The sequence below is a fragment of the Psychrobacter sp. M17(2026) genome (assembly GCF_055699815.1).
The window spans coordinates 2071257-2090728 of record NZ_CM146741.1; the positions used below are offsets into that span (position 1 = coordinate 2071257).

General features: G+C 42.5%; 20 protein-coding genes. 12 read left to right on the forward strand and 8 right to left on the reverse strand.

Annotated elements, in window-relative coordinates:
• The first annotated feature begins 33 nt into the window (after nt 1-33).
• Complete coding sequence (locus ACR63T_RS08730; protein ID WP_472783721.1) at nt 34-939, forward strand: hypothetical protein; 906 nt, start codon at nt 34-36, stop codon at nt 937-939.
• A gap of 30 nt (nt 940-969) precedes the next feature.
• Here ACR63T_RS08730 and ACR63T_RS08735 read toward each other — a convergent pair whose 3' ends face one another.
• The gene (locus ACR63T_RS08735; protein WP_472783722.1) at nt 970-1698 is read right to left on the reverse strand and encodes a ubiquinone/menaquinone biosynthesis methyltransferase; all 729 of its coding nucleotides are present in this window, start codon (nt 1696-1698) and stop codon (nt 970-972) included.
• A gap of 77 nt (nt 1699-1775) precedes the next feature.
• Nucleotides 1776-3470: an RNA repair transcriptional activator RtcR gene (gene rtcR, locus ACR63T_RS08740; protein WP_472783723.1), complete on the reverse strand. Its 1695-nt coding sequence runs from the start codon at nt 3468-3470 to the stop codon at nt 1776-1778.
• A gap of 243 nt (nt 3471-3713) precedes the next feature.
• Between rtcR and ACR63T_RS08745 the strand changes: the two genes are divergently transcribed.
• The 3 genes from ACR63T_RS08745 (at nt 3714) to ACR63T_RS08755 (ending at nt 6263) form a co-directional block, all read left to right on the forward strand.
• Nucleotides 3714-4934, forward strand: coding sequence for an RtcB family protein (locus ACR63T_RS08745; RefSeq protein WP_472783724.1), 1221 nt, complete (start codon nt 3714-3716; stop codon nt 4932-4934).
• A gap of 290 nt (nt 4935-5224) precedes the next feature.
• The gene (locus ACR63T_RS08750; RefSeq protein ID WP_201577172.1) at nt 5225-5671 is read left to right on the forward strand and encodes a hypothetical protein; all 447 of its coding nucleotides are present in this window, start codon (nt 5225-5227) and stop codon (nt 5669-5671) included.
• Nucleotides 5672-5693: 22 nt separating this feature from the next.
• Nucleotides 5694-6263 (forward strand): SMI1/KNR4 family protein, encoded by a 570-nt coding sequence (locus tag ACR63T_RS08755; protein WP_201607235.1) that lies wholly within the window; start codon nt 5694-5696, stop codon nt 6261-6263.
• 129 nt (nt 6264-6392) lie between these two features.
• On the opposite strand, the gene ACR63T_RS08760 is transcribed toward ACR63T_RS08755, so the two are convergent.
• Together ACR63T_RS08760 and ACR63T_RS08765 are read right to left on the reverse strand one after the other, a co-directional pair.
• The gene (locus tag ACR63T_RS08760) at nt 6393-7076 is read right to left on the reverse strand and encodes a hypothetical protein (protein WP_472783725.1); all 684 of its coding nucleotides are present in this window, start codon (nt 7074-7076) and stop codon (nt 6393-6395) included.
• Nucleotides 7077-7244: 168 nt separating this feature from the next.
• Nucleotides 7245-7697, reverse strand: coding sequence for a hypothetical protein (locus ACR63T_RS08765; protein ID WP_472783726.1), 453 nt, complete (start codon nt 7695-7697; stop codon nt 7245-7247).
• 147 nt (nt 7698-7844) lie between these two features.
• Between ACR63T_RS08765 and ACR63T_RS08770 the strand changes: the two genes are divergently transcribed.
• From ACR63T_RS08770 to ACR63T_RS08785, 4 genes are all read left to right on the forward strand, one after another.
• Nucleotides 7845-8108: a DIP1984 family protein gene (locus tag ACR63T_RS08770; protein WP_472783727.1), complete on the forward strand. Its 264-nt coding sequence runs from the start codon at nt 7845-7847 to the stop codon at nt 8106-8108.
• 114 nt (nt 8109-8222) lie between these two features.
• Entirely contained in the window at nt 8223-9317 is a 1095-nt protein-coding gene (gene rtcA / locus ACR63T_RS08775; RefSeq protein WP_472783728.1) for an RNA 3'-terminal phosphate cyclase, read from the forward strand.
• A gap of 203 nt (nt 9318-9520) precedes the next feature.
• A complete protein-coding gene (locus ACR63T_RS08780) occupies nt 9521-11314 on the forward strand; it encodes an FMN-binding glutamate synthase family protein (protein ID WP_472783729.1) in 1794 nt (597 codons plus the stop codon).
• A 134-nt stretch (nt 11315-11448) separates the two neighbouring features.
• Nucleotides 11449-12273 (forward strand): phosphodiester glycosidase family protein, encoded by an 825-nt coding sequence (locus tag ACR63T_RS08785; RefSeq protein ID WP_472783730.1) that lies wholly within the window; start codon nt 11449-11451, stop codon nt 12271-12273.
• Between the two features lie 45 nt (nt 12274-12318).
• Here ACR63T_RS08785 and ACR63T_RS08790 read toward each other — a convergent pair whose 3' ends face one another.
• Nucleotides 12319-12723, reverse strand: a complete 405-nt coding sequence (locus ACR63T_RS08790) for a DUF7079 family protein (RefSeq protein ID WP_472783731.1) — start codon at nt 12721-12723, stop codon at nt 12319-12321.
• A 156-nt stretch (nt 12724-12879) separates the two neighbouring features.
• Between ACR63T_RS08790 and ychF the strand changes: the two genes are divergently transcribed.
• The 4 genes from ychF (at nt 12880) to ACR63T_RS08810 (ending at nt 16981) form a co-directional block, all read left to right on the forward strand.
• Complete coding sequence (gene ychF / locus ACR63T_RS08795) at nt 12880-13971, forward strand: redox-regulated ATPase YchF (RefSeq protein ID WP_201569509.1); 1092 nt, start codon at nt 12880-12882, stop codon at nt 13969-13971.
• Nucleotides 13972-14086: 115 nt separating this feature from the next.
• Nucleotides 14087-14668, forward strand: a complete 582-nt coding sequence (locus tag ACR63T_RS08800) for a hypothetical protein (RefSeq protein ID WP_472783732.1) — start codon at nt 14087-14089, stop codon at nt 14666-14668.
• Nucleotides 14669-14805: 137 nt separating this feature from the next.
• Nucleotides 14806-16206 carry a deoxyguanosinetriphosphate triphosphohydrolase gene (locus ACR63T_RS08805; protein ID WP_472783733.1) on the forward strand — a complete coding sequence of 467 codons (1401 nt, stop codon included), beginning with the start codon at nt 14806-14808 and terminating at the stop codon, nt 16204-16206.
• A gap of 94 nt (nt 16207-16300) precedes the next feature.
• Nucleotides 16301-16981, forward strand: a complete 681-nt coding sequence (locus ACR63T_RS08810) for a TetR family transcriptional regulator (RefSeq protein WP_201569515.1) — start codon at nt 16301-16303, stop codon at nt 16979-16981.
• Between the two features lie 74 nt (nt 16982-17055).
• Here ACR63T_RS08810 and gspK read toward each other — a convergent pair whose 3' ends face one another.
• The 3 genes from gspK to gspI are packed head-to-tail and all read right to left on the reverse strand — an operon-like array spanning nt 17056 to nt 19472.
• Nucleotides 17056-18141 carry a type II secretion system minor pseudopilin GspK gene (gspK, locus tag ACR63T_RS08815; protein WP_472783734.1) on the reverse strand — a complete coding sequence of 362 codons (1086 nt, stop codon included), beginning with the start codon at nt 18139-18141 and terminating at the stop codon, nt 17056-17058.
• 9 nt (nt 18142-18150) lie between these two features.
• Complete coding sequence (gspJ, locus tag ACR63T_RS08820; RefSeq protein ID WP_472783735.1) at nt 18151-19017, reverse strand: type II secretion system minor pseudopilin GspJ; 867 nt, start codon at nt 19015-19017, stop codon at nt 18151-18153.
• A gap of 5 nt (nt 19018-19022) precedes the next feature.
• Nucleotides 19023-19472 carry a type II secretion system minor pseudopilin GspI gene (gene gspI / locus ACR63T_RS08825; protein WP_201569517.1) on the reverse strand — a complete coding sequence of 150 codons (450 nt, stop codon included), beginning with the start codon at nt 19470-19472 and terminating at the stop codon, nt 19023-19025.

Sequence of the window (19472 nt, forward strand, 5' to 3'; positions counted from 1 at the left end):
ATACCGAATATAAAAAGTTATATAGGAATGCGCATGACTCATTATAATAAGAATTTAGCGAAATCGGCACTATCTTTTGGCATTAGTTTAGCAGCTATGCTAATGCTTAGTGCTTGTCAGCCCAATAATAACCCTGACGCTACAGACAACATTCAAACTGATAGTCCAACTCAGACTGATAATTCAGATGCCAGTACTGCTACTCCAGCGCCAATCGCCACGCAAATTGAGTTCCCGCACTATATTAAAGGCTGGCCTACTCTGCTTCATCCGATCTCGCCGCTTAGCTTGACTGCTGAGCAGGATGAAAGTTTAAGTAGTATAAAATCTAGGGATAAATGGCAACCTACCATTTTTGCAGAAACGGAGCCTTATACCTATCAGACCTACCTCAGCAATATTGTTTTTGAAGACCTCGCAACTGGCGTAGAAAAAAAGTTACTGGATGACGATAGCTTTATTATCCGTAGTATCTTCATTCCTCATATCACCAAAAAACGTATTTTAAAAATAAATTCAAATGATGATGCTATTGTGGACGCTAATATCGTGACAGATATAGAGTCTGATAATGCTACAGACGAAGTTTATAGAACGCCGCGTTTTGAGACCGTAAACACTTTATTTAAGCATGCTATCTATCATATTAATGAGATGCTAAATCAAAAAGATGCCAAAGATAAAAATTTATTGAAGCAACAAGCGCTGTATATGAGTGACGATAAAGGGGATAAGTTGCTCAAACTGCATCCTGATAATGAATTTATCCAAACCACCAAATGGCTACCACAACTATCGCGTTATTATTTTATCACTCGCTCAGACAGTGACGGTAATGGACTTATCGATGATAAAGATCAGACTCATAACTATCAAATTGATTTCTCTAAAAGCACGCCAGCGGTCAAAGGCTATGACTTTGAAAATAGCAGCGATTGAGCGTGTGTGCATATCATAGCAGTAGCTTGACTATAGTTTACGTGCCATATGAATAGCGACAATGCCAAAGCTTAAGCGCTCAAAATTGACCTCACCAAAGCCAATATCTTTCATCTCTTGCGCTAAGACTTCGGCACTAGGGAAGTCTTTTACGCCCTTAAGCAAGTACTGATAAGCTGAGCTGTCACCACCCGTTGCCAGCCAACCAATCAGTGGCATTACCACTGACATATATCCTAAATATAATTTATGAATCCAGTTAATAGGAATGTTAGAAGCTTCTAAAACGACTAGCCTACCCTCTGCTTTTAATACTCGATAAGCTTCTTGCAATGCCTTATGTCTATCACATATTTTCAATCCTAAAGAGATAGATACCACATCTTGGCTGGCGCTCTCAATCTGTATCATATTTTCAGCGTCTAAAGGCATAAATGAAGTGTTCGCACTGTAGTTAGTCATTTTCTCTTTAGCCTTATCCAGCATTTGCACACTTATATCTGAGACGATAATATGATGCAAGTTATCCGTAGCACTACTAAATTGCCGCTGTTGCAAAATTCGATAGACGATATCACCTGTACCTGAAGCCACATCTAATAGGTTTTGCCAAGGCGAGTGGCCAATGATACAAGCAACCCTACGCTTCCAAAACCTGTGAATACCAAAACTAAATAAATCACAAAGGATATCATAGCGATTGGCAATACGACCGAATACATCATCATCTTTTGGCGTGAAATCAGCAGAATTATTCATAATAAGTGGGTGTACCTAGAATAGAGAATAGTGTAAATAACAAAGGTAACAAGTGCGTCAAATACTTATTACCTTTATTAAAATGATAACTCATCGAACTTAAGCCCAAACTTCATCAGATACTTACGTAATCTATCGCTATCATTCGGACTTTTGAGTTTATCCCTTGAGTTAGCATAAAGGTAGCGCCCTGCTGTGGCTTGATTTTTATGATCAATACAAACTTTAATCACATAAGCCAATTGCACCGCATCAAAAGGGTCTAATTCAGCTAAGGTTATTTCATCCAGATGAGATTCTAAAATCTCATTGGTGCTGTGTTTTAATTGCTTAGGATCAAATAAAAAATTAGTCTGCGCATCAGAATTTATATTACTTAGGCTATTTTTAGACTGTATGTCTATCGATGATGACCATAGCTCAGTCAAACGTTCAATTTCTGCTTGTACACCCACTACTCTAATCACTTTGCTATCGGCAAGCGTAGTCAAGCGAATCATACTAGCAGTCAAATCTCGAAAATTGCCTTGCCATGTTGCCTGTGGACTCATTGCAAAGTCTTCATACAACTGTCGTGCACTCGGCTCAAAGCGATATTGTTGCTGCTGTTCGCTACCTAAACGCGCCAGCTCATAATCGATATTAGCGGGCAAATCCTCTAACCGATCCTTAAGCGATGGCAAAAAGAACGTCCACGTATTCAACCGCGCAAACAAATCCGCACGAAACTCGCCATTGGCGACTGCTTGGCGCAAGTCCTTATTGGTGCCTGCCATTAACTGAAACGAGACGTTAATCGGCGTATCACTACCTAATGGATAAAAGCGCTGTTCCTCTAGTGCGGTCAATAGCATGGCTTGCTCATCAAGACCCAGCTCGCCTATTTCATCTAAGAATAACAGACCACCATCGGCAGATTTTAGCAGCCCTTCCCGACTAGCAGCAGCGCCTGTAAACGCACCCTTCACATGACCGAATAATACACTCATTGCGGTATCACCACGTAGCGTTGCGCAATTAACCTCAACGAATTTATCGAGCGCATATTTAGCTTGGGTAGCGCTATCGGCTTTCGCCTTTTTAATGGCATAGATTTGGCTGGCCAGCTGCGACTTACCTGCCCCTGTCGCACCCATTAATAGTATTGGCGCTGTTGAACGAGTGGCGACCTTTTCAATATCAGATATCAATTGCTTATAAGCAGCATTTTGGGTAACTAGATTGGCTTGCAATGTTTGCCAATGCTGTGCCTTTTCCGCCTCAAAACGCGCCCGTAAGCTGTCATAACGCGAAACGTCTAAATCGATAACTTGATAACGGCCTTGCGGGTCCGCTTGGTCAGGCCTAGGACAAGGCGAGGTTTGAATAAAGTTCGCAGGAATAAATCCCGCTTCAACTAATAAAAACCAGCAAATCTGCGCTACGTGAGTGCCCGTGGTGAGATGCAGTAGATAATCGGTCTGCGCATTGAAGTTAAAGCTTGCGACAAAGTCATAAAGTTCGGCATAGACATCAGCGAAATCCCACGGGCTTGATAGCGCCACATGATGACCAATTACTTGCGTTTGCGGACTAACTCTCGCTACGTCATCAACCACTATCTTAAACAGTCGCTTATCACGCCTGCTATAGAGAATGTGCAACTCATCAACGAGTAGTTCATCATGCAAGCCTAAGCTAACTGTCGGACGCCAGCGCTGCCAACGCTTATCATTAAATCCGTTATCTAAGGTGGTGCCGAGAAAGCCTATAACGGCGGTTTTATTAGTCATTTAATTAAGTAGCCTAATATCAGATAAGCTAATATCTTATATTAAATTCTATTATTATAGAAATATATCTAACATTTTAATTTTATATAAATTTAGCGCAACTTATTTCAATCTAACTAACAAATATTTATTTAAAACAAATCAATAACTTATAAATTTAAATCAAAACTATTTAAAACTTGGCACACCCTTAGCAGTATATAAAGTACAGATAAATCATTTTATAAGCTAAGGAGCAAACCCATGCAACCGTCTAACCACAATGTAATCCAAGAAGGTGGTACGCCGATTCGTCTATGGACGCAGGGTGTCCCTGTCGAAGACCAAGCGCGCGAGCAGCTGATTAATACCTCAAAAATGCCGTTTATCTATAAATGGATGGCAGTGATGCCCGATGTACATTTGGGTATGGGTGCGACTATCGGTAGCGTGATTCCGACCAAAGAAGCGATTATCCCAGCAGCGGTCGGTGTCGATATCGGTTGTGGCATGATGGCAGTGCAAACCACGCTGAATGCCAATGATTTGCCTGATAACTTGCTGGGTCTACGTACCGAGCTTGAAAAAGCCATTCCGCACGGACGTACGCCACGTGGACGTCGCGATAAAGGTTCATGGACAAATCCTGATGATACGGTAATGAATGGCTGGGGAACGCTAGCGGATGACTTTAACTATCTATGCCAAAAGCATCCGCGTCTAAAAAATACCAATAACCTAAAGCATTTGGGAACGCTAGGTACTGGTAACCACTTTGTCGAAGTGTGCTTGGATGAGACCAATCAAGTATGGATTATGCTACATTCAGGCTCACGCGGTGTCGGTAACGCTATTGGTCGCTACTTTATCGAGCTGGCGCGTGAGGATATGCGTAAGTGGTTTATCAACTTGCCTGATAAAGATTTGGCTTATTTTGCAGAAGGTACAGAACACTTTGATGATTATTGGTTTGCCGTGGGTTGGGCGCAGCGTTTTGCCTTTAAAAACCGTGAAATCATGATGGAAAACGCGATTAAAGCATTGCGTCAAATTATCACAAAGCCTTTTGATGCCAAGGTTAAAGCAGTGAACTGTCACCATAATTATGTCGAAAAAGAAGAGCATTACGGCGAATCCGTGTTTGTCACTCGTAAAGGCGCAGTGCGTGCCCGCATTGGTGAATACGGTATCATCCCAGGCTCAATGGGCGCAAAATCCTTTATCGTCCGTGGTAAAGGTAACGAAGAATCGTTCTGCTCCTGCTCACATGGCGCAGGTCGGGTGATGTCACGGACGCAAGCCAAAAAACAATTTACCGTAACCGATCAAATCGCGCAAACTGAAGGGGTGGAATGCCGTAAAGATGCCTCAGTGATTGACGAAATCCCAGCGGCCTATAAGAACATCGATGATGTGATGCACGCCCAACGTGACTTAGTAGAAGTGGTCCATACCTTGCGGCAGGTGGTTTGTGTTAAGGGCTAGGCGTAAGATTGTTAGAGGCTATGTGCTTAGCTAAAAAAGCAAAAGCTTAAAAAGCATGGCCTCAACATTTGAGTTCTTTAAACGCTGGTAAATATGCTTTTCATAATTTTGCTTTCTTTAAAAGTTCAGCTCGGTGCTCGTCCCTCGCACATAAGCACAGCTTTCGTGTCTTACGTAGGTTGGTGTCGAGGAACGAGACCCAACAAATTGCTAAATTAAATCGTTGGGTGTCGCAAGCTCCACACCAACCTACAATGTTTCATACCAAGTTGAGAATGGGGTGTCAAGCGATGCAATTAGATAAAATAGTTTTCGAAATTGGCTATTTACAGGGCTTTTATTACATTGAATTTAATGTTAATCAAAAAGCTATATTAAAGTGTGAATTTTTAGATCTTTTCAAAAATATTCTAAACTTAGTTGAGATTGGTTTTGTATTACAACAAGAGCCTTTGAGGAACGTGCATTACTTCGTAATCGATGACTACAGCCGTGAGGTTAAATTCAAGGTTTCACCAAACCCACCAATGGACTGGTTAGTTTTGGGGTTACCTACTGCAAATAGCGCAGACAAATTTCACTTCGATAGACTGAAGTTTTGCGAAGCATTGAAATCGAGCATTGTAGAATTTATGCGTTCACAAAATATTGACTATCTAGGTAATCCTAACATGCCTAAAAATCTCAATGGTTATGGCGATGAAATCTGGAAAGTTATTGGTCATGAATGGTTTTAGCAATGATTAAAAGGAAAACACTATGAAACATGCTCAAACTATAGAAATCATAAGAAAACTTAAAGCCAAAAAAGTTAAATTCGAACATGGACTATCTGATGAAGAAGTGCAACAAATTGAAAATAAATTCAATTTAAAGTTTCCTCCTGATCTACTGTATTTTTTGCAAAAAGAGCTGCCTGTATCTAATGATTTTGTCAACTGGCGATCAGGTCTAAAGTCAAAAAGTGAGGCCATTGCTATCCGCAAAAAACTGGACTGGCCTTTTGATGGAATGGTATTTGATATAGAGAAAAATGGATTTTGGATAGAGGAATGGGGCACAAAGTCTGATAATGTTAGCGAAAATATAGCTACTGCTAAACGTCATTATAAAACTTATCCTAAAATGATACCGATTCGCTCGCATCGCTATATTCCTAGTAAACCTTATAAAGCTGCTAACCCTGTCTTTTCTATTTATCAGACAGACATCATTTACTATGGATATGATTTAGCACACTATCTTGCTAATGAGTTTCATTTTGAGTTATCGAATGATTTTATAAAACTAGACAAACCAAGACATATTAAGTTTTGGGGTGATTTTTAATTATTAAGAAATAAGAGAGAACCAAAATGAAACTATCAGAAGCCCTATTTATTCGTAGCGATATGCAAAAAAAGCTCGCTCAGCTTAAAGACTAATTGAAAAATGTAACTTTGTCGCCTATTGGCTAATTTAGTTTAAATCAACCACTTCGTAAATATTATAAGTGATTTGCGCGATAGGCTGTAATTCTGAATTAAACTGATAAAAACGTACGTCATAACTACCTGCTTGCCAGCCCTCAGTAGGAATAAAGCTTACCCAATTATGATCACTGTTGGCTGAAATATTTTTTTTCTCAAACAATAGGACTTGGCCTGTCTGATTATTTATCCATTTGACGAAGACATATTTGTCGGTAGGGATTTCGCCACGAGTATCAAGATGTGCGTAAATTTTAGCGAATTTAGTAACTTGATTAGTATTAGCACTTACTTCTGGCATAAAGTAATCAAAACTTACTTTGGCATTACCAACTAGCTTTTGATTATCGTTTTCATTATAAAGCTCTTCAACAGCACGTCCTGCAAAGCGTCTTTTATTTTGAATAACGTCGCTGGCGTCTGCTGCCATAAACTTATTTACGTACTGCTCTAGTGCATAATCAGGCATATTATCTATGAGTTGTTTGGCTTGCTGCTTAGAGTAGTCGTTAGTAGTAAGTTTACCACTGTCGCCTCGTTTGATTATCTGCTGAGATTGTATGACCGCCTCTTTATTAATCTGACCACTTGAATCGTTTATAGTTTGAACAGGTTGTGTTTCTTGAGAGGTTGTTTGACCAACAAGTACAGCATCCATTTGTTGCTTACTCATCGCAATATATACAACAAAAGCGCCAAGCAAAAAAGATACTAAAATAGTAAAAAGTGTTGAGACTGTATTCTTCATAAAACTGTATTTTTCATAAGAGGTTACTTAAGCTTAAATAAAAAAGGCACAACTTAATAAATTGCACCCTTTTATTAACGATAAATTAATAGCTTAACGACAGCTAAAATTGTAGCCGTTCAAATTAATACTACCGCCTGCTTTGATGCTATTCCCAATACTAGCTCCACCAGTAGAGGAACAAACTAAATTGTATCTCTTGCCCTCGCTATTGTTAAAGCTAGAGATAGGTATTAGACAAGCGCTACCTTTTTTACCATAGACATTGACACCTTCAGTCTCGCAAGGATTGGTTACAGAAGGATCAATAGGATTAGCTGGATTAGCATCAGTGGCGATTAGCTTGCAGTTAGCAGCGCAGGTTTTATCGTCTTCACATAGACTATTTGCTTCTCTAGTAGAACACATATATCTATTACCGCTTACTAATGTCTTGTATCCAACGAAGCCGTTGTTGCTGGTATCTGATGAACTATCACTATCACCACCACAGGCCGACAATACTAATGCAGAACAAATCACCAATGGACTAAGAACTTTTTTCAATTTACATTCCTTATAAAAAGTAAAACAACCAAAATTATGTTGATTATACTTCTAAAATTTTTTAAATTAAACGTTATTCTTAATTTAATTTTTATATCAAAAATTATTATCAAGTAAAAGAATTTTTAATAATAAGAGAGAACTAAAATGAAACTCGCAGAAGCCCTACTAATCCGTAGCGATATGCAAAAAAAGCTTGCCCAACTTAAAGGTCGTATCAAAGCCAATGTCAAAGTTCAAGAAGGCGATACGCCATCTGAGGACCCAAATGAGCTTATGATTGATGCTAGCCAACTTATCACTGAATTGACCGTGTTGATTGAACGGGTTCACCGTACCAATGCAGTAGCGCAGACCGATAAAGGCCAGTCGATGCTCTGCATAAGTCACTTATCACAAGTTACTATTTAGACCTTATTACCAGACACTGACGGTCGGTTTCAATTTATTTTTAATACTCTTCATTATCCTATAAAAATTTTATACTTATGCCATAGATACCATCAAATAATAAAGAAAACCATTATGACCACAGCTAAAACCAAATTTCTAAAAATAGACGGCAACACAGGCGAAGGCGGCGGACAGATTATTCGTACCGCCCTATCACTATCGATGCTGACGGGCATTCCTATTGAAATCACTAATATTCGAGCAGGTCGCGCCAAATCTGGTCTGATGCGTCAACACTTAGTCTGTGTGCAAGCCGCGCAACAGATCTCAAATGCCAGCGTTACAGGTGCGCATTTAGGTAGTACAGCATTGAGCTTTACGCCAAATAGCATCAAGTCAGGCGACTATAGCTTTGATATTGGCTCGGCAGGTAGTACGACGCTAGTGCTTCAAACGGTGCTCCCTGCCCTACTATTTGCCAATACTGACAGTACTGCGCCATCGACCGTCACCATTAAAGGCGGTACGCATAATCCACTAGCGCCAACAGTGGATTTTTTGCAGCTAGCCTTCGTGCCAGCACTGGCGAAACTCGGTATGCAAGTCGATGTCCAATTGATCAAAGCAGGGTTTGCACCTATTGGTGGTGGTGAAATTACAGCAACCATCATGCCGTTTATGCGCCGTGCTGATACCGCACCGTTTGAGCTTACCGAGCGTGGTAAATTGACGAATATTGAGCTAGTTGCCAGCATCGTTAATCTCGACTATGACATCTGTACCCGCGAGCTTGCCAGCGCAAAATCAGTATTTATTGAAGCAGGTATTAATGAGGCAATAATAAAGACTCAGTCTAATAAATTACAAGCCATTGGCGAAGGCAATACTTGCTATGCAAAAGTGACGCATCAAATTACTAATAATGAAAAGCTCCATAATGAGGTTTTCACCTTACTTGGCGCAAAACGCACTTCAGCGGAGAAAGTAGGCAATCGCTTGGCAGGCTTAGTTAAGCGTTATGTGTTCAAAACGGATGCGCTAGTCGATGAGTATCTAACCGATCAGCTGTTATTACCCTTGGCGCTAGCAGGTGGTGGCGAGTTTACTGCGCGAGTGATTAGTCAGCATGCCGAAACCCAGGCTTGGCTGATTGAGCAGTTCTTATCTGTTGATATTAAATTTGAGCAGATTGCTGAGAATAAAACTTTGGTGAGGGTGATTGGTTAGCTGTACTGATTCTATGTTTTACGTTAGCACGTCGTTACCTAATTTCAGAGTTAACCATGTTATAATAGCTCGATAATATACGCGCCAATAAGACATTAAAACCAGAATATCGTAGTCATTTCATTTGCGGTTTGGTATTAATTTTATTTATTGCCGCGTTTTTTCGTTTTATATTTTTGTTTCATTTGCTGCCGAGCCTCGCTATGCCTCAATCTCGTACTAACCTCAACCCCGAACTCAAACAAGACTCGCCTTATATAGTCGGTCTATTGCTACGTTATAGCGTTTTCGGTGTTGCCATCGTGCTGTTTATAGTTGGCATAGTGCTAACCAATTGGTGGCTGATCGTCATCGGTGGCTTAGGTATGGTGCTAGGCATTTATGATATGGTGCAGTCTAAACATGCCATTTTGAGGAACTACCCAGTAGCGGGTCATATACGTTACGTGCTGGAGGACTTCCGGCCTGAGATTCGTCAATACCTGCTAGAGGATGACAAAGAGCAAGTGCCTTTCTCTCGTCAGCAGCGCGCGCTGGTGTATCAACGGGCTAAAAATGTTAGCGATACTAATGCTTTTGGTACACTTGATGACTTATATGCGCATGGTAAAGAGTGGTTTTTGCAGTCAGCCGTTAGTCAGCCGCTAAAGAATAAAGACTTTCGTATTATAGTTGGTGGCGAGCGCTGCAAGCAGCCACATGATATGTCGGTCTTTAATATCTCAGCGATGAGCTTTGGTAGTCTCTCTGCCAATGCCATTATGGCGCTCAATCAAGGTGCTAAACTCGGCGGCTTTACCCATGATACTGGAGAGGGCGCGATTAGTCCCTATCATCGCAAATTCGGTGGCGATTTGATTTGGGAGCTAGGTACGGGTTACTTTGGCTGCCGCAACGCGCAGGGTAATTTTGATCCACAATCTTTTGCCGAAAAGGCGGTAGATGATCAAGTAAAAATGATTGAGATTAAACTCTCACAAGGGGCAAAGCCTGGTAAAGGTGGCGTACTACCGAGCTCCAAAATCACTGAGGAAATTGCCGATACTCGTCAAGTACCGATGGGTCAAGATTGCGTCTCTCCTGCGACGCATACCGCTTTTAGTACGCCGCGTGAGCTGGTCGGTTTTTGGCAGCAATTACGTGAGCTATCAGGTGGCAAGCCTGTTGGCTTCAAATTATGCATAGGTCAGCCATGGCAGTTTATGGCGATTGTAAAAGCTATGATTGAGGCCGATAACTATCCTGACTTTATCGTCATTGATGGCGCTGAAGGCGGTACGGGAGCTGCGCCCGTTGAGTTTATGGATAATGTCGGTATGCCGATGGTAGATGGGTTTTTATTAGTCCATAACACTTTAGTGGGTGCTGGCATCCGTGACAAAATCAAACTTGGGGTGAGTGGCAAGATCGTCTCAGGTTTTGATATAGCACGGATGATTGCATTAGGTGCTGACTGGTGTAATTCAGCTCGCGGCTTTATGTTTGCGGTTGGCTGTATTCAATCACGCTCCTGCCATACTAATACTTGCCCAACTGGGGTTGCCACTCAAGATCCGCATCGTCAAAAAGCGCTTGATGTGCCAAGTAAAGCAGAGCGCGTCGCCAGCTTCCATAAGAATACGGTTAAGTCACTTGCTAGTATCGTTGGGGCGGTAGGACTTGAGCATCCTAGCCAGCTACAACCTTATCATATCGCGCGCCGTTTAGATGATGGTCAAATCAAGCTGTTATCGAAGTTCTTTTATTTTACCGATGAAGGCGCATTACTTAATAATAGTGCGCGTGCCGATGTGTTTAATCAGATGTGGGTCATGGCCAATTCTGATAGCTTTTTGGCGGATAACGACGCGCTGATTGCTTATAATAAAGATTCGCGTGACAAAGGCAAACAGACTAGCGCCCCAACTGAGCGCCAGAATGATAGCACAATCAATATTTATGATAGTGGTATGGTGGGTAACGTCAATCACAACCTTGGCGAGTTACCAGAAACTTAAGACTCAAAAATTAGTAGTGAATTTTACCAAACAGTAATAATTGAGGCGTACTATTGGATTAGTATGCCTCAATTATTTTGAGATTTCCGGCTTTTGATGTATTAAAACCTTTTGAAAATAAGGTGTATTGAAAAATGTTTATGCGACGCTTGGTCTTTGTAGCTCCTGTTATCCCTCTGCTAGCTCTAATCATTAGCGCTTGCCAACCTAATTCAGCTAACAAGACGGATACTACTACCGCTTGGTCGTGCCAATCTAAAGACTCGCCTTTTAGTCATAGCGTCTGCCAAATCAATGCGGATGCTCTGCAAAATTCTAATTATTCACTGCAGCTATTTTGGCAGCCGTCCAATAACGCAGAGCCGCTTCTTACTTTTGATAATTTGTTGACAGCGTTACCCGAAAACCAAACGCTCAGTTTTGCCATGAATGCAGGCATGTATAACGATAGTTATGCACCGATTGGCTATACCGTTGTGGAAGGCGAAGAGATAAAATCACTGAATCTAAAAGAAGGCGGTGGTAATTTTCACCTATTACCGAACGGCGTGGTCTGGTGGGATAAAGCGGGTAAAGTGCAAATTACTGAAAGTAAGTCTCTAAGCGAACAGCTTAAAAATGGTACAGCTGCGCCTTGGTATGCCAGTCAATCAGGGCCGATGCTAGTGATAGACAATGAGATACATCCGCAGTTTAATCCTGACAGCACCTCCGCCAAGTTTCGTAATGGTATCGGCGTCTGTAGCGATGGCGATGGTAGCACTGTACAGTTTGTGAATAGCAATCAGCCTGTGACTTTCTATCAATTTGCCACTCTTTTTAAAGATGATTTAGGCTGTCCCAACGCGCTGTTTTTGGATGGTGGTATCGCCTCCAGCTTTTATGCGCCGAGCATTGAAAGCCACGATAAAAAAGATATGGGCGTCATTATTGGTGTGGTTGAAACTCGGAATAAATAGTATTCAATAAGTTTATGCAGCATGATGATGTAGTAGACAAAGCTTTTAAGTTTCAGCTTGGATTTGGCGTATGATATCCATAACTTTTAGCCAATCTTGCTTCAAAACCACTTTATAAAACTTGGATTTTATACGTACCTTGTTTCGGTACAACCGATCGGTCTTCATCTTTTGCAGATGCTGCTCTACTTTGGGAAATATATAACCCTCAGTAAAGCCTTTGGAGTTTGCGGGAGTGAGCACCAATAAATTGCTCATACACACAGGTGCAACCTCATAGAATAAAACATGCTGTATCTCAGGAATGCTAAGATGAGCAACCCGCTCAGCTATCGACTCATAGCCGATTTCGTTATCGATAAACAAGTCTGATAGCGCCATCCAAACCGCTTGACGTTGATCGGATTGCCCACTTACCTGATCGCTTGCTTTATCGTTTATGCTACTCATACCCTAACCTTTATATCGTATTTTTTATAAATACCTTGATAAGAAATTAGCACATCTATGCGCCCCTTAGTAGTTAAACTTTGCTACAATAGCGCCAATTTTTTTTATATTACATTACTGTACATCACTGATACACCACTAGATTGAGAGACTATTATGGGTTTTAATTGCGGTATCGTCGGCCTACCAAATGTGGGCAAATCCACTTTATTTAATGCCTTGACCAAAGCGGGAATCGCCGCTGAGAACTTCCCTTTTTGTACCAAAGATCCCAATACAGGCATCGTACCTGTACCAGATCCACGTCTAAAGCTACTCGCTGACATCGTCAAGCCTGAGCGCGTATTGCCAACCACGATGGAGTTTGTTGACATTGCAGGTCTAGTCGCTGGCGCATCCAAAGGTGAAGGCATGGGCAATCAGTTCCTCGCCAATATTCGTGAGACTGACGCTATCGCCCATGTGGTACGCTGCTTTGATGATGATAACGTAGTACACGTTGATGGCCGTATCAGCCCTATTGATGATATCGAAACCATCAATACCGAGCTGGCATTGGCTGATTTGGATGCCGTTGAGCGTGCTATTCATAACCAAACCAAAAAAGCCAAAGGCGGCGATAAAGACGCGCAAGCCTTACTTGATGTATTTAAGAAGGTTGAGCCTTTGTTAGCTGAGGGGCAACCTGCACGCGCTGCTAATCTAGATAGCGATGAGAAAAAACTGATCAGAAGCTATGGTTTGATTACGCTTAAGCCAACGATGTATATCGCTAATGTCGCTGAGGATGGTTTTGAAAACAACCCTTATTTGGATGCGGTACGCAACTACGCGACTGGCGATGAGTCGATTGTCATTGCATTATGTAATCAGATTGAGTCTGAAATAGCCCAGCTTGATGAAGATGATAAAAAAGACTTCTTGGCTGAAATGAACATGGAAGAGGCGGGTCTCGATCAAGTGATTCGTGGCGGCTATGATCTACTCGATATGCAGACTTACTTTACTGCTGGGGTAAAAGAAGTCCGCGCTTGGACCGTTGCTATTGGCGCTACCGCTCCGCAAGCCGCTGGCGTTATTCATACCGATTTTGAGCGTGGCTTTATTCGTGCTGAGGTTATCGCCTATAACGACTTTATCGAACATAACGGCGAAAAAGGTGCTGCTGCTGCGGGTAAATCACGTTTAGAGGGCAAAACCTATATCGTGCAAGATGGCGATGTGATGCACTTCCGCTTCAATGTTTAAGTAATCGCTCACTAATAAAGCCGATGACACGTTCATCGGCTTTATTTTGCTTCCTAATTGTTATACTATAACATATCACTAATAGCATTCTTTTACTTACCTTAGGATTTATTGTATGACTGATCGCACTCAGCTATTTCGCTCTACACGTTTGACATTAATAAGCAGTGCTATCATGGCTGCCCTTTTAGGATGCCAACCTGCTACTACTGAAGATAGCAGTGCTACTAATGCTACCAAAGACGTCGCTGCTGATCGCGCAAGCAAACATGACATGCATGATAATCATGGAGATGAGCACGCAGACCATGATATGACGGATGAGCATTCAGGACACGACCACTCTGAGCACGATGGCCATGAAGGACACGATCATTCGGGCCACGATCATGCTAGTAAGAGCGAACCATTTGCATGTGAACCTGAGGCCACAATCAGCGTTCTTTATAATAACGACAGCATGCCACAAACAGCACACCTGCTGATCGACGGTATAGAGTATGATTTAGAAGCTACTTCTGATAATAAAAATGACGGCACACAAGTTTATACCAGTGATATCGGACTAGACAATACACACGGCATAATATGGCAAGCTATTGGCGATAATGCCACCTTAAGGAATAAAACACTAGATGGCAGCATTACTATTGCCAATGAAACCGTGATTTTTAATTGCCAGAAAGTGACGGATTAGCCATCGGTGTTTATCATCGCCAATTTCTTTTTTATAGAATAAAAAACACAATATTCTACAAACATAACGTTCTATGGAGGTTAATAGAGTACTATTTTGCTATGCTGTAAGCTCATTTAGTCGCGGATATTTACGATATGCCAGACCATTTAGCTTCATCATCATCGGTCACCGCTCAGTGGACTCGTTTATTCAACGCTCAGCGCTTGGGTAGTGACAAACAAGCGCCGGTGCAAGATAGCGCTCGAACCTCTTTTCATAAAGATTATGATCGCTTGGTATTTTCGCACTCCTTTCGTCAGCTCAACCAAAAGACGCAAGTGCATCCTTTGACCAATCAGCTAGGCATCCATACGCGCTTGACGCATTCGCTAGAAGTCTCTTGCATTGGACGCTCTCTTGGCATGATGGCTGCTGAAAAGCTAGATAACAAGCTGACTAACGGCCTACCTATTGGGGTCTCACCAGCGGATGTTGGTGTGATCGTCCAAGCGGCTTGTATCGCACACGATATCGGTAACCCTCCGTTCGGTCATGCAGGAGAGTATGCGATTCGCGATTGGTTTATGCATCCTGAGCGTCAGCCGATATTACAACAACTAAGTGCCGAAGAGCGTTTGGATTTACTGGCTTATGAAGGTAATGCGCAAGGTTTTAGACTATTAGTACGTAATGAGCATCATCCGGATAAAGGCGGGATGCGCTTAACTTGTGCCACACTTGGTGCTTTTATGAAGTACCCTTGGCTAGCCACGCATAGTAACGATGCTAGGTCTGATATTCAGACACAAAAATTTGGCTGTTTTACTAGTGAGGCTGAGCAATTAGAGCAGCTGGCTGCTTGCCTTCATTTACCGCGCTCACCGATCCATGATGGCTTTGCGCGTCATCCGCTCGCTTATCTGTTGGAGGCTGCCGATGATATTTGCTATGCATTAATAGATTTAGAGGACGGTATTCATCTTAATATGCTCAGCTATCCTGAGGTTGCCGCTATATTTTATGAGCTGATTGGTGAGCGCCCCGATACGATAGCGATACCGACGCAAGTGTCTATTAGACAGAGTTTGGCCTCACTACGCGCGCGAGCTATGATGCGACTGGTGAATACCATAACCGATGCTTTTGTAGATAATAGCGAGGCGCTACTAAATGGTACGCTTGAAGGTAGCTTATTTGCCCATTGCGACAGCAGCGTGCAAAACGGTATCATGCAGGCCAAGCAGCTAGCCCGCGAGCGCATATTTAATCATCCTAGTAAAGTACGGATGGAGCTGATGGCCAATCAATGTCTGCATCGATTACTTGATGCTTTTATGCCATTAGCTTGGACAGCGATGAGTTCAGCATCTAAGCCTTTTGAACAGCAGCGGCTGCTGAGCTTATTGCAGCCTCATCTTGACGAGCAACGACGCCATCTCTCTGATAATATCTATCACAATATCCTGAGCATCTTAGACTTTATCACGGGTATGAATGATCACGAAGCTTATCGACTGGCACAAGAGTTGCAGGGACATTGGGGCACAATGGTCTAAAAGTCATCGATATCTACTATAATGGTCAGTTTTATTCGTATTATTATAATGAAGCAAGTATGCTACCCCTTAACTAGGTAATTTTTAAATGATTATGAGTAGTCGTGAAGCAAAAAAACTCCAAACTCGGCGTGCATTTTTTAATGCCGTATTAGATCTGTGTATTACGGGTCAATCTTTTAGCTCAATCAGCTTACGCCAAGTCACTCGTGAGGTCGGCGTCGTACCTACTGCCTTTTATAGACACTTTGATGATATGGAGTCTTTGGGAAAAGCCTTGGTGCTTGAGGAGCTAGGTGGCACTTTATCGACGTTACGTGATGGTCTACAAATAGGCCGCACACGCAGCTATGATCGCCAGATTGCCAAAAGTATTCAGATGTTCCTACAAACGGTTAGCGCCCAGCCCCGCTACTGGCAGTTTTTGGTGAGTGAGCGTTTTGGTGGCTCGGAGTCGGTACGTCGCGCAGTCAGCGAGCTGATGAAGATGCACGTGCAGATTTTGGCAGAGGACTTGGCATTGCAGCCCGCTTTTGCTCATATCAATGATTATGATTTACGTCTGCTCTCTGAGGCGGGGATTAATATGTTTTTCTCTTGGATCATAGATTGGCTGGAGCTGAGCTACTCTGAGGATCATGATGATGAAGCTGACTTAGCCGAAATAGAAGAGAAAAAGCAGCTCATGTTGCATAACTGTACGCGCCAAGCGCAAATGCTATTTTATGGCGCTTATAACTGGAAATCTACTGAAGAGACTCGGTTAAGTGACTGACCAAAGACTTGGTTAGAAAGACTATCTACAGATCAATATCGAAATCTTAAAAGCTATCATTTAGAAACTGTTATTCAGAAACTAGGCCGAAAAGCCCATAGTCTTTGACTGACGATTTTGACTTCTTTAGCACTTTTTGTGTCGTTAGCGCTATTACTGCCAGTAGAATTACTGTTATTGCCAGCAACAGTGTTAGCATTATTATTGGCACTGTTATTAGCAGTATTGCCAGCCTCTCTATTACTCATTAATACAGTAGCAAATCGTTGTTTAGATCCATTATCCGTTGCAGTGACTAGTGCCGTGAAAGCAGTGCTATCGACTGCCAATAGTGGCGCAATAGCTTGCTGTTGCTCTGCACTTAGAGCATTCAATGGCGGTAGCTGCCACAAGTCATCAATACTGGCTACTACTTGCTTATCCCGCTGATCTACCAACGTCTGCATCTGCTCGCTTGTCGCACCATCAAACAGTGCCGCCAGTACTACAGGACTAGCAGTATTGACATTAATAGGTAAATAGTAAGGCACAGCGGTAACAAAGGGACGCAATCTTGCCAAAACCTCATTATCTATGCCGCGTACCTCAGCCAACTGCTCAATCGTTACAAACGGCTGATTAGGCAGAGCGTCATTTGATGAAGAACGGTTAGCCAAACTGCCCTGTCGCCCATAAACTGTCTGCTCATCGCCACCATCTTTATACACTTCACTATCGTTATCTTGCCAATCTAGTACTGCGATTGCAATCTCAGGCTCTAGATTTAGTTGGGTTAGGAGACGCTGAAATACACTAAGCGCTTCACTATCGACAGCACCATTGTAATAAAGATTATTAATATTAAAGCGGGCCGCCTCATCGCGTAGCTCAGCGCTAACACTATAGTCACCTAGACTATACGGTGGTAATGGCTGCGCCCAAATATCTTGTAAGCTATCAGTATCATTGAGCTTATTATCTGCGCGGATAATGGTCATCGCAAGCCTCTCACCTGCCTCAATCGCTTGCAGTAGCTTATCTTGATCGAACAATAAGCCACTACGACGAATGGCTATCTTTTGGCTGGCGAGCATTGAGCCTGCTACCACAGTAATGCTGACGACTAGTAGCAAAACCGTCAACAGCGCAACTCCTTGCTGGGAGCGTTGTAGCATTACCATAAGAGCTCCCTATTGAACAGTGGGTTGATTTTGCGATGAGCTGTTACCGCTGGGATTACTATTACTGCTACTGTTACTATCGCTATTGCTATTGCTGTTATTAGTTTTATTACTGTTAGCCACCGCTTGTGGTGCTAATGCAAACTGCCACGTAATTGGTATCTCTTTATAACTAAAGCTCACGCTCACGCCATTAGGTAATAAAATAATCTTAGGAGTATCGACAGCTGAGCCATTCGATTGAGCGAAAGCACTAGAGTCAGCAAAAGAACGACTATTGCTAGTATCGTTTTGCGCGTCCTTATTCGGGAATTTATCCGACAGCTGTGGCAAATAAGCTTGCCAACGTCCTTCGATTACGCCTTCGAGTATAACGCTATCTAAGCCTATACTAGCTTCATCCATACTAGTATATTGCCGACGAATCAAGCGCTGATCGCTAAACACGTATTCAACACGCTGCAAGCTAGGACTGGTCTGATAGCGTGGATCTGGATCCGCAAAACGCACAAAGCTGACCTGCTCACTATCTAAAGTCATAGAGGGTTCAGGCGTTACAATATTTGGCTCATTGGCTTGCGGATTTGTAGAGCCTGAAGCAGTGTTAGCACTATTATTACTAGTCTCTGAATTACTAGCATTTAAGGTGCTAGGCGCTTGGTAAGCTACGATCTGTCCTATATCTTGTTGCAGCTGCAGATAAGCATACTGTAATACCGCCAAATCATCAGCGTGCCGTTGTGCGCTTTCGCGAGCACGATTGACACTATTAAAGACTTGCCAGCCTAATACTGCTAAAGCGGCAAATATCGCCATCGCTATCATCAGCTCAAGTAAAGTAAAACCGCGTTGTGGTTTTACAGCTTTTGTCATCATCTTCATCACAACCGCGCACCACTATTGCTAACGCCAGCTAAATCTAAACTGCCCGTATCTTGTGTGGCATCGGCTACTAAGATATCGATGTCAGTCACCGCTTTACGGACTTGAGTATCTATAATAGGCGCAACACTGATATTAACCTGTTTGAGCGCGGGGCTCGCAGGAATAGCAGTATCGCTGACAGTCATAACCACTTGCCACTCGCGGCCTTGCGAGTTGAGCGTTTGTGTACTATTGGTAGTTACAATGGTCTGCTGAATACGTATATCAGCCGCTATATTTTGCGCCACAAAATGCGCCAGCGTACTGGTACGCAGTACATCGACTGAGTTGAGATACGCACTGCTAGCACGGCTCGCTGCTACCGCCACTACGGCTAAGATAGCTAAGGCAACCATCACCTCTATCAAAGTAAAACCCGTCTGACGCTTCGCTAATAACTGCTTCAT